Source organism: Actibacterium mucosum KCTC 23349 (assembly GCF_000647975.1).
Lineage (GTDB): Bacteria > Pseudomonadota > Alphaproteobacteria > Rhodobacterales > Rhodobacteraceae > Actibacterium > Actibacterium mucosum.
This window is the reverse complement of the sequence record NZ_JFKE01000006.1, coordinates 213,010-222,387: the sequence shown is the minus strand read 5'-3', so window position 1 is coordinate 222,387 and position 9,378 is coordinate 213,010. Positions and strand designations below refer to the sequence as shown.

General features: G+C 59.6%; 15 protein-coding genes. 13 read left to right on the top strand and 2 right to left on the bottom strand.

Annotation, left to right across the window (positions count from 1 at the left end; all coding sequences use genetic code 11):
- Nucleotides 1-108 precede the first annotated feature (108 nt).
- The 11 genes from rpsJ to ACMU_RS15075 all read left to right on the top strand — a co-directional run bounded on the left by rpsJ (nucleotide 109) and on the right by ACMU_RS15075 (nucleotide 7,565).
- Nucleotides 109-423, top strand: a complete 315-nt coding sequence (gene rpsJ, locus ACMU_RS15125; RefSeq protein WP_035261077.1) for a 30S ribosomal protein S10 — start codon at nucleotides 109-111, stop codon at nucleotides 421-423.
- Nucleotides 424-438: 15 nt separating this feature from the next.
- Complete coding sequence (gene rplC / locus ACMU_RS15120; RefSeq protein WP_035261076.1) at nucleotides 439-1,164, top strand: 50S ribosomal protein L3; 726 nt, start codon at nucleotides 439-441, stop codon at nucleotides 1,162-1,164.
- On the top strand, nucleotides 1,161-1,778 hold the full coding sequence (gene rplD / locus ACMU_RS15115) for a 50S ribosomal protein L4 (protein ID WP_035261074.1): 618 nt from the start codon (nucleotides 1,161-1,163) through the stop codon (nucleotides 1,776-1,778). The genes rplC and rplD overlap by 4 nt, the downstream gene beginning before the upstream one ends.
- Nucleotides 1,775-2,071: a 50S ribosomal protein L23 gene (locus ACMU_RS15110; RefSeq protein WP_035261073.1), complete on the top strand. Its 297-nt coding sequence runs from the start codon at nucleotides 1,775-1,777 to the stop codon at nucleotides 2,069-2,071. The genes rplD and ACMU_RS15110 overlap by 4 nt, the downstream gene beginning before the upstream one ends.
- Before the next feature lie 618 nt (nucleotides 2,072-2,689).
- Nucleotides 2,690-3,064, top strand: a complete 375-nt coding sequence (locus tag ACMU_RS15105; RefSeq protein ID WP_035261072.1) for a hypothetical protein — start codon at nucleotides 2,690-2,692, stop codon at nucleotides 3,062-3,064.
- A 430-nt stretch (nucleotides 3,065-3,494) separates the two neighbouring features.
- Nucleotides 3,495-4,337, top strand: a complete 843-nt coding sequence (gene rplB / locus ACMU_RS15100; protein WP_035261070.1) for a 50S ribosomal protein L2 — start codon at nucleotides 3,495-3,497, stop codon at nucleotides 4,335-4,337.
- Nucleotides 4,338-4,340: 3 nt separating this feature from the next.
- A complete protein-coding gene (gene rpsS, locus ACMU_RS15095) occupies nucleotides 4,341-4,619 on the top strand; it encodes a 30S ribosomal protein S19 (protein WP_035261069.1) in 279 nt (92 codons plus the stop codon).
- A gap of 3 nt (nucleotides 4,620-4,622) precedes the next feature.
- A complete protein-coding gene (rplV, locus tag ACMU_RS15090) occupies nucleotides 4,623-5,003 on the top strand; it encodes a 50S ribosomal protein L22 (RefSeq protein WP_035261067.1) in 381 nt (126 codons plus the stop codon).
- Nucleotides 5,003-5,713, top strand: coding sequence for a 30S ribosomal protein S3 (gene rpsC, locus ACMU_RS15085; RefSeq protein WP_035261066.1), 711 nt, complete (start codon nucleotides 5,003-5,005; stop codon nucleotides 5,711-5,713). The genes rplV and rpsC overlap by 1 nt, the downstream gene beginning before the upstream one ends.
- 12 nt (nucleotides 5,714-5,725) lie before the next feature.
- Entirely contained in the window at nucleotides 5,726-6,139 is a 414-nt protein-coding gene (gene rplP / locus ACMU_RS15080) for a 50S ribosomal protein L16 (protein WP_035261065.1), read from the top strand.
- Between the two features lie 187 nt (nucleotides 6,140-6,326).
- Nucleotides 6,327-7,565 (top strand): Hsp70 family protein, encoded by a 1,239-nt coding sequence (locus ACMU_RS15075; RefSeq protein ID WP_035261063.1) that lies wholly within the window; start codon nucleotides 6,327-6,329, stop codon nucleotides 7,563-7,565.
- On the opposite strand, the gene ACMU_RS15070 is transcribed toward ACMU_RS15075, so the two are convergent.
- Both ACMU_RS15070 and ACMU_RS15065 read right to left on the bottom strand, forming a co-directional pair.
- Nucleotides 7,562-8,023 carry a hypothetical protein gene (locus tag ACMU_RS15070; protein WP_152544638.1) on the bottom strand — a complete coding sequence of 154 codons (462 nt, stop codon included), beginning with the start codon at nucleotides 8,021-8,023 and terminating at the stop codon, nucleotides 7,562-7,564. The genes ACMU_RS15075 and ACMU_RS15070 overlap by 4 nt on opposite strands.
- Nucleotides 7,989-8,615 (bottom strand): TIGR02466 family protein, encoded by a 627-nt coding sequence (locus tag ACMU_RS15065; RefSeq protein ID WP_035261061.1) that lies wholly within the window; start codon nucleotides 8,613-8,615, stop codon nucleotides 7,989-7,991. The genes ACMU_RS15070 and ACMU_RS15065 overlap by 35 nt, the downstream gene beginning before the upstream one ends.
- 242 nt (nucleotides 8,616-8,857) lie before the next feature.
- Here ACMU_RS15065 and rpmC point away from each other — a divergent pair, with 242 nt between their 5' ends.
- Nucleotides 8,858-9,058 (top strand): 50S ribosomal protein L29, encoded by a 201-nt coding sequence (gene rpmC, locus ACMU_RS15060; protein WP_035261059.1) that lies wholly within the window; start codon nucleotides 8,858-8,860, stop codon nucleotides 9,056-9,058.
- Nucleotides 9,059-9,070: 12 nt separating this feature from the next.
- Entirely contained in the window at nucleotides 9,071-9,301 is a 231-nt protein-coding gene (rpsQ, locus tag ACMU_RS15055; protein ID WP_035261057.1) for a 30S ribosomal protein S17, read from the top strand.
- Nucleotides 9,302-9,378: the final 77 nt, after the last annotated feature.

The window sequence follows — 9,378 nt, the reverse complement described above, 5'->3', positions numbered from 1 at the left end:
GTCGAAAATCATCGAGTAACACCAAGACAACCTTCGGGTTCGACGTGGGCCGCCGGAATGAGCCGGCGGTCCACCTATCAACTCCAACGCCGTTGAAAGGCTGATAATATGGCAGTCCAAAGCCAAAACATCCGCATTCGGCTGAAGGCCTTCGATTTCCGCGTGCTGGATGCCAGCACCCAAGAGATCGTGAACACCGCAAAGCGCACTGGCGCTCAGGTGCGTGGCCCGATTCCGTTGCCCAACAAGATCGAGAAATTCACCGTTCTGCGTGGCCCCCACGTGGACAAAAAATCGCGCGACCAGTGGGAGATCCGTACCCACAAGCGTCTGCTCGACATCATTGACCCGACGCCCCAGACCGTGGACGCGCTGATGAAGCTCGACCTGGCCGCTGGCGTTGACGTCCAGATCTCGGTTTAAGGAGGGCATAGTACGATGCGCTCTGGTGTAATCGCGAAAAAGGTGGGCATGACCCGCCTGTTCATGGAAGACGGCAAGCAGATCCCTGTGACCGTTCTTCAGCTGGACAATCTTCAGGTTGTGGCCCAGCGGACCGCAGATCAGCACGGCTATACCGCCGTTCAGCTGGGTGCCGGTGCCGCCAAGGCAAAACGCACTTCGGCCCCGATGCGCGGCTATTTCGCCCAGGCGAAGGTAGAGCCCAAGCGCAAGCTGGCCGAGTTCCGCGTGGCGCCCGAAAACCTGATCGAAGTTGGTGCCGAAATCTCGGCCGACCACTACCTGGCAGGGCAGTTCGTCGACGTGTCGGGCACCTCGATCGGTAAAGGGTTTGCCGGTGCCATGAAACGCCACAACTTCGGTGGTCTGCGCGCCTCGCACGGTGTGTCGATCAGCCACCGTTCGCACGGTTCAACCGGTCAGTGTCAAGACCCCGGCCGCGTGTTCAAAGGCAAGAAGATGGCCGGCCATATGGGTGCTGCACGGGTGACCACGCAGAACCTGCAGGTTGTCAAAACCGACGCCGACCGTGGCCTGATCATGGTGAAGGGCGCTGTGCCCGGCTCCAAAGGCGGTTGGGTGACGATCAAGGATGCGGTCAAGAAAGCCGCACCTGATGGTCTGGCCTATCCGGCGGCGATCAAAGCTGCAGAAGCTGCGGCCCCCGCAGCAGAGGCTCCGGCTGAAGGAGACGCAGAATGAAACTTGACGTGATCAAACTGGACGGCGGCAAGGCCGGCTCGGTGGATCTGGACGACGCTCTGTTCGGTCTGGAACCGCGTGCCGACATCCTGCACCGCGTGGTCCGCTGGCAGCGTAACAACGCGCAAGCCGGTACCCACAAGGTCAAGACCCGCTCGGAAACCAGCTATTCGACCAAGAAGATCTATCGCCAGAAAGGCACCGGCGGCGCCCGCCACGGTGACCGCAACGCGCCGATCTTCCGCAAAGGTGGTATCTACAAGGGTCCAACCCCGCGTAGCCACGGCCACGAACTGCCGAAGAAGTTTCGCAAGCTGGGCCTGCGTCACGCGCTAAGCGCCAAGGCGAAAGCCGGCGAACTGGTGGTGATCGAAGAAGCTGCTGCCGAAGGCAAAACCGCCGCCCTGGCCAAACAGGTGAAAAACCTGGGCTGGAAACGCGCGCTGGTCATTGACGGGGCTTCGGTGAACGAAGACTTCCTGAAGGCGGCGCGCAACATCGAAGGTCTGGATATCCTGCCGACGATGGGTGCAAACGTCTATGACATCCTGAAACGTGACACGTTGGTGATCACCAAGGCAGGTGTCGAAGCACTGGAGGCTCGTTTGAAATGACCGCGAAAGCAGAACATTACGACGTGATCCGCAAGCCGATCATCACCGAGAAAGCCACGATGGCGTCCGAAAACGGCGCCGTGGTGTTCGAAGTGTCGATCGACGCGAACAAACCGCAGATCAAGGAAGCGGTGGAAGAGCTGTTTGGCGTCAAGGTGAAGGCCGTGAACACGACCATCACCAAAGGCAAAACCAAACGCTTCCGCGGCCAGCTGGGCAAACGCAAAGACGTGAAGAAGGCTTACGTGACGCTGGAAGAAGGCAACACGATCGACGTATCGACCGGGTTGTGACGCACCTGCGTGCTTGAAAAACTGAAGGCCTCGTGCAGAATTGCACGGGGCCTTTTTCATTGGTGAGCTGTGATTTGCGGTATTTGAAAAGTGATTGGTTCGTCCTTCTCGCGATCAATGCTGGGTTGCCGGGATTGTTGAAGTACTGGATCTACTTTGACCCATAAAACTCTTTCCGTGGCTATATCGTGCTGTTTGTTGCACTGGGGATGTTTCTCGCAAACCTTTGGTGCGGTGCGCGCTCAAATGGAATAAGCCGATACCTATTCTATGTTATTGGTGTTTTAAACATCCTCACCTACGCCACGATAGGAAATGCCAGTTTTCTTCTTTCTGCCCAAGATTATTGGCGTCTCATCGTACTTGAGTAAGTTCGATTTGCCCGCTGCAAGGATGCAGTGTCCGCGTTGGAAACGAGAGCGCTGAATTGTCCCCCTTGCTTGGAGTGGGACGACAACTATGCTTTGGCGCGTAAATGCACTTGCGCCTTGGCAGGTATTGATACTCCCGATCCGCGGTCACCATTTGCGCAGTTGGTGGAGAGTGACACAAAAAGAACTCGTGGAGTTGCGCAGAGACTTCTGGACCGACGGGCAACTTAGGCTTATCGCAAGTTAGGTGGGCAGCACGGACGGGAAGTTGGTAAACAGCGTGAATTTTTTCAAGTGGTTGTTTGTGTTTCTTATCGCTTTGGGGTTCCTCTCGATGCTTTTACTAGTTTTTTTTATTGCGGCGAAAGAGGGTCACTTCGATAGCTGTAAGTTTCAAAAAGCGGAGCAAGCGCTAAAGGTTGCTGAACGCGAGTTCAATTATAACGTTCGTTCTAAACCTGAATGGCGCAATCTGGAGTTTCGAGCCCGTTTGATCAGTATTAGCATTATAGATAGTGGAGGAAACTCCGCGCTGGTGCTCTTCGAAAGCGTAGAAGTGCCAAAGGTTAAGGCAGAGATGTGGATAATGGACGACTGCACTCAAGGAGTAACTCTTAGATGAGTTTGCTGCCAGATATTGCGAGAAGGGTCTTTAGATCTAACGCTTCTGTTTTGTGATCGGCCAGCTTTCAGCGCGAAACAGCGGCCGCAGGCCGCCGCGCATCGCCGACGCGCCCCCACGCGGCGGCGAATTGGCTAGGCTTGGTGATCCGTTGGCAGGGTTTACCGAAGCTGCGCGATAAAGGGGCGGTCACGTATGTTGGATCGCCCCGCGCGCGTCGTCGATGCGCGGCTTTGCTCAACAATTGTTGGGGCTGCTATAGACACCACCCGCCATCCCCGTTATACTGCGCAAATCTTGTGGCCTCGGATTCGTTCCGGGGCCTTAGATATTTGGAATTTGGGGACCTTCGGGGCCCTACACATCGGCCGAAAGGCCCACACATAGCGGGGCGCAAAGCCCTCGCACAGCTAAACGGAAGACAGAAAGCATGGCACTCAAGTCGTACAAGCCGACGACGCCGGGCCAGCGCGGGCTGGTGCTGATCGACCGTTCGGAGCTTTGGAAAGGACGTCCTGTCAAATCCCTCACCGAGGGTTTGACCAAGTCGGGCGGCCGGAACAACACCGGACGGATCACATCGCGTCGCTGCGGTGGTGGGGCAAAACGCCTCTACCGGATCGTTGATTTTAAGCGCAACAAAATGGATGTGGCGGCCACCGTCGAGCGGATCGAATACGACCCGAACCGGACCGCCTTTATCGCCCTGGTCAAATACGAAGACGGCGAGCAGGCCTATATCCTGGCCCCGCAGCGTCTGAGCGCGGGTGACACCGTGATCGCATCGGCCAAGGCCGACGTGAAGCCGGGCAACGCGATGCCGTTCTCGGGCATGCCGCTGGGCACCATTGTTCACAACATCGAGCTGAAACCGGGCAAAGGCGGCCAGATCGCCCGTGCCGCCGGTACCTACGCTCAGTTTGTTGGCCGTGACGGTGGCTATGCTCAGATCCGCCTGTCGTCGGGCGAGCTGCGCATGGTGCGTCAGGAATGCATGGCCACCGTTGGTGCCGTATCGAACCCCGACAACTCGAACCAGAACATGGGTAAAGCCGGTCGTATGCGCCACAAGGGCGTGCGCCCGTCGGTGCGTGGTGTTGTCATGAACCCGATCGACCACCCCCATGGTGGTGGTGAGGGCCGCACCTCGGGTGGTCGCCATCCGGTGACCCCGTGGGGCAAGCCCACCAAGGGTGCCCGCACCCGCAACAAGAACAAGGCGTCGCAAAAGCTGATCATCCGCTCGCGTCACGCCAAGAAAAAGGGCCGGTAATCTATGTCGCGTTCTGTTTGGAAAGGGCCCTTCGTCGACTCTTACGTGCTGAAAAAAGCCGAGAAGACTCGCGAAAGCGGCCGCAACGAAGTGATCAAGATCTGGTCGCGTCGTTCGACAATTCTGCCCCAGTTCGTGGGCCTGACCTTTGGCGTTTACAACGGCCAAAAGCACATTCCGGTTAACGTGTCCGAAGACATGATCGGCCAGAAGTTCGGCGAATACGCCCCGACGCGCACCTATTACGGGCACGCGGCGGACAAGAAAGCGAAGAGGAAGTAAGCCATGGGTAAGGACAAAAATCCCCGCCGCGTGGCCGAGAACGAAGCGATGGCCAAGGCCCGCATGCTTCGTACCTCGCCGCAAAAGCTGAACCTGGTTGCCCAGATGATCCGCGGCAAGAAGGTGGATCAGGCCCTGTCTGACCTGACCTTCAGCAAAAAGCGCATCGCGGATGATGTGAAAAAGGTTCTGCAGTCGGCCATCGCCAACGCAGAAAACAACCATAACCTGGATGTGGACGAGCTGATCGTGGCCGAGGCCTGGGTTGGCAAGAACCTGACCATGAAACGCGGTCGTCCGCGGGCCCGTGGCCGGTTCGGCAAAATCCTGAAACCGTTTGCCGAGATCACCATCAAGGTGCGTCAAGTTGAGGAGCAAGCCTAATGGGTCATAAGGTAAATCCGATCGGCATGCGCCTGCAGGTGAACCGCACCTGGGACAGCCGCTGGTACGCAAACACCAAAGATTTTGGTGATCTGCTGCTGGAAGACATCCGCCTGCGCGATTTCATCAAGACCGAGTGCAAGCAGGCCGGCGTCAGCCGCGTCATCATCGAACGCCCGCACCGCAAATGCCGCGTCACCGTGCACACCGCACGTCCTGGCGTGATCATTGGTAAAAAAGGCGCCGATATCGAAGGTCTGCGTCGCAAGCTGGCGGCGATGACCGACAGCGAGCTGCACCTGAACATCGTTGAAGTTCGCAAGCCCGAGCTGGACGCCCCCCTGGTGGCCGAAAGCATCGCGCAGCAGCTTGAGCGTCGTGTGTCGTTCCGCCGTGCCATGAAGCGCGCGGTTCAGAACGCCATGCGCATGGGTGCCCAGGGTATCCGCGTGAACGTTGCCGGCCGTCTGGGTGGTGCCGAGATCGCGCGGACCGAATGGTACCGCGAGGGCCGTGTGCCTCTGCACACGCTGCGCGCTGACATCGACTATTCGCACGCCGAAGCCGAAACGCCTTATGGCATCATCGGCATCAAGGTCTGGATCTTCAAAGGTGAGATCATGGAGCACGACCCGTCGGCCCGTGATCGTCGTCAGCAGGAGCTTCAGGAAGGCCCCGCGCCCCGTGGCGCCGGCGGCGGTCGTCGCTAAGGAGTACATGACATGCTACAGCCAAAGCGTACAAAATTCCGCAAGATGCACAAAGGCCGGATCAAGGGCGACGCCAAAGGCGGCTCGACCCTGAACTTCGGCACCTTCGGCCTGAAGGCAACCACGCCCGAGCGCGTGACTGCCCGTCAGATCGAAGCCGCACGTCGTGCCATGACGCGTCACATGAAACGTCAGGGCCGTGTTTGGATCCGCATCTTTCCGGACACCCCGGTAACCTCGAAACCCACCGAGGTTCGGATGGGTAAAGGTAAAGGTTCGGTCGATTTCTGGGCCTGCAAAGTCAAGCCCGGTCGCGTGATGTTCGAACTGGACGGCGTCGACGAGGAAACCGCCCGCGAGGCCCTGCGCCTTGCCGCGATGAAACTGCCGGTGAAATCGCGCGTCGTTCTGCGCGAAGACTGGTAACCCGGAAAGCGTGCACGCCACGCACCGGTTCAAGACTTAAAGACCCCGCCGGGAAACTGGCGGGGTTTTTCTTTGGCGTGATCTGGCAAAACGCTGACTTCTGTTTCGGCAGGGCGAAAACAGGGTTGTCATATCCGACGCGCTGGCCTAAATGGCCGCTCCCTCATTCCAGCAGCCCGAGTCCGCCATGCCCGCCGATACGCTTGCCATAGACTTTGGAACCTCGAACTCGGCCGCCGCGATTCTGCGCGACGGCAAGGTTGAACGCATCGCGATCGAGTTGGGGGCCGAGACCCTGCCAACAGCCGTGTTCTTTCCAACACGCGGCGGTGGCATGCAGGTGGGAACCGTCGCCAATGACGCGCTGATCGATGGGGCCGAAGGGCGTTATATGCGGGCGCTGAAATCGGTTCTGGGGCAGGGGCTATTGCACGAGGAACGTCTAGTTGGTGGCCGCCGCCAGTCGCTGGCCGATATCATCACCGCATTTCTGACCCTGCTGCGCGAACGGGCCGAGGCCGCCACCGGCCTGACCCTGCGCCGCGCCTTGTCCGGGCGCCCGGTGCATTTTCATTCCAACGATGCCACCCGCGATGCCCGCGCGCTGGAAGATCTGCGCGCCTGCTATCTGGCCGCCGGGTTCTGCCACGTCGACTTCCTGCCCGAACCCGAGGCCGCCGCCATTGCCTGCCAAAACATGGGCCACCCCGGCGCGCTGGGTCTGGTGGTGGATATCGGCGGCGGTACGTCGGATTTCACTCTGTTCAGAACGGCCGACGGTACCCCCGAAATCCTTGCCAGCCACGGCATCCGGCTGGGCGGCACGGATTTTGACCATCGCCTGTCCATGGCCTTTGCAATGCCCCAGCTGGGGTTGGGCGGCGAGCTGCGGCGCGAGATGGGGCCGGGCCGTGTGCCAATCCCGCGCGCACCCTATGTCGAGCTGTCGACCTGGGCCAAGATCCCATTCCTGTACACCGCCAAAACCCGCCGACTGGCCGAAGATATGCACCGTATGGCGTTGGAGCCGCAAAAGCTTGCGCGGTTTGCCGAGGTGATCGAGATGGAGCTGGGTCACGAACTGGCCTTTGCCGTGGAACGCGGAAAGATTGCCGCAAATGGCGGTGCAGACGGGCATATTCGGATGGAGTTCATCGAGCCCGACCTGAAGGTGCCCCTGTCACCCGATGCGATGCAGAAAACGTTGCAGGGAAATCGCCATGCGCTGGGCGATGCTGCGGCCGAAACCTTGCGCAAGGGTGGGGTGGATGCCGATCAGGTGGGCCGCGTGATCCTTGTGGGCGGGTCCAGCCTGATGGGGTTCGTTTCCGACGAAATGTCCGCGCTCTGCCCGAATGCCGAATTGCTGCGCTCAGAGGCGTTTACCGCCGTGGTGGACGGGCTGGCCCTGGCCACGGCGCGCTAAGGTTTCGGCACCGTTGCAAAAGCGGGGGTGAAGTATTTCGCGTCCCCCTCGGCCAGCGTCGCCCCAAGCTGTTCAGCCGTGGCATAATGCATCGCATGCGCGTCCGGATCATACCCGGCCTTGGCGGCGGCCATGGCTGCGTGGGCGAAGGCGCGCTCCCAATCGGCACCGTTTTTCAGGCCGTCCAGGGCCAGTTCCGCCGAATGCTGTGCCGCCGTTGACCCGGCCCGCGCCATGGCCCACCCAAACAGCAATTCCGCATGGGCAATCTGGTTCTCGGTGCCGATCTTGCGCCAGAAAAGCCGGGCCGTCGCCGCCAGCGAGACCAGTTGCGCCACCTGCGCATCGCTCAACTCGGGCGTCTCGATCAGACCCCACGCGGCATTGTTGCACTCGGCGGCCACCGCCTTGGGGTCAATATGCTCAGGCGTCGAGCCATTTGTAGTTGAAGCTGACACTGATCCGGTCCTCCTCGGCCATGTTCATCGGAACTTCGTGGCGCAGCCAGCTTTCCCACAACACCACCTCGCCCACCTTTGGGGCGACATAGATAAAGGGCTGCAACTCTTCACGGGCGGATTTGCGCCGCGGTGGGGCGGCCATCATCATCGGGTGGCGCGGGTCTTCGAGTTTCAGCGCGCTGGTGCCATCGGGCATGGCCACATAGGTGGTGCCCGAGATCACCGAATGCGGGTGGATATGGCTGGAATGGGTGCCGCCCTCGGGCAGGATGTTGATCCACAGATCCTCCAGCACCAGCTTGCCGCCGCCCAGGTCGAACTCCAGATCCTCGGCAAAGGCGGCCACATGGGCGTCCAGCACCGTGACCAGATCGGAAAAGATCGGAAATCGCCACGGCAGATCGGTGAGCGAGGCATAGGACGTATAGCCGGGATAGGCGTTTTCCGCGCACCAATCCTGCCCCGCCGCGTCATCTTCGGCGATGGCATAGCAACTGGCCTCCATCTCGGGCGCGTCGATGGCGGGTTCAAACGCGGACAGATGGGCGCGGTACAGGCGGGTGGTGAAAAGCGAGGTGATTTGGGTCATGCGTTCGTCTTACAGGACGGGCATGACAATGACGAGAACCAAGCGATTGCGCCGGGTTGCACGTTGTGGGTGTCTAATCCACGAAAACCGAAATCTTTCCCTTGCCTTACCCCCCGCACCACCCTATAGAGGCGCATCTCGTGAACCGGCAACGGATTCGCGGGTTTGTCATTTGAACCACCGGGATGCCAGTCACCCTGCCAGATCAGGGGCTGTCCGGTGTTTGAGAAAAGGAAAAGGCGATGAACGCCAACGAATTGCGGGATAAAACCCCTGACCAGCTGCGCGATGAGCTGGCTGGTCTGAAGAAAGAAGCCTTCAATCTGCGGTTTCAGCAGGCCTCGGGCCAGCTGGAAAGCACCGCGCGCATGCGTCAGGTTCGCCGTGACGTGGCCCGTGTTAAGACCGTTCTGAACGAAAAAGCCGCTCAGGCAGCCCAGTAAGAGGATCACGATATGCCCAAACGCATTTTGCAAGGTGTCGTGACCAGCGACCAGAACGCCCAGACTGTAACCGTGTCGGTAGAGCGCCGCTTTACGCACCCGGTTCTGAAGAAAACCATTCGTAAGTCCAAGAAATACCGGGCGCATGACGCGAATGACCAGTTCAAGGTTGGTGACCAGGTCCGTATTCAGGAATGTGCACCGATCTCGAAAACCAAACGCTGGGAGGTGATTGCCAGCTAACGCCCGGCCGCTCATCAAACCTTGCGGTTTTCTTCGCTGGCGACAGCGATGAGGGCCGAAAGGACCGAAGAGCGGGT

Coding starts and splice junctions, on each gene's coding strand:
- rpsJ (WP_035261077.1), top strand. CDS start 109: ATGGCAGTCCAAAGCCAAAACATCCGCATTCGGCTGAAGGCCTTCGAT.
- rplC (WP_035261076.1), top strand. CDS start 439: ATGCGCTCTGGTGTAATCGCGAAAAAGGTGGGCATGACCCGCCTGTTC.
- ACMU_RS15110 (WP_035261073.1), top strand. CDS start 1,775: ATGACCGCGAAAGCAGAACATTACGACGTGATCCGCAAGCCGATCATC.
- rplP (WP_035261065.1), top strand. CDS start 5,726: ATGCTACAGCCAAAGCGTACAAAATTCCGCAAGATGCACAAAGGCCGG.
- ACMU_RS15075 (WP_035261063.1), top strand. CDS start 6,327: ATGCCCGCCGATACGCTTGCCATAGACTTTGGAACCTCGAACTCGGCC.
- rplB (WP_035261070.1), top strand. CDS start 3,495: ATGGCACTCAAGTCGTACAAGCCGACGACGCCGGGCCAGCGCGGGCTG.
- ACMU_RS15065 (WP_035261061.1), bottom strand. CDS start 8,615: ATGACCCAAATCACCTCGCTTTTCACCACCCGCCTGTACCGCGCCCAT.
- rpmC (WP_035261059.1), top strand. CDS start 8,858: ATGAACGCCAACGAATTGCGGGATAAAACCCCTGACCAGCTGCGCGAT.
- rpsQ (WP_035261057.1), top strand. CDS start 9,071: ATGCCCAAACGCATTTTGCAAGGTGTCGTGACCAGCGACCAGAACGCC.
- rpsS (WP_035261069.1), top strand. CDS start 4,341: ATGTCGCGTTCTGTTTGGAAAGGGCCCTTCGTCGACTCTTACGTGCTG.
- rplV (WP_035261067.1), top strand. CDS start 4,623: ATGGGTAAGGACAAAAATCCCCGCCGCGTGGCCGAGAACGAAGCGATG.
- rpsC (WP_035261066.1), top strand. CDS start 5,003: ATGGGTCATAAGGTAAATCCGATCGGCATGCGCCTGCAGGTGAACCGC.
- rplD (WP_035261074.1), top strand. CDS start 1,161: ATGAAACTTGACGTGATCAAACTGGACGGCGGCAAGGCCGGCTCGGTG.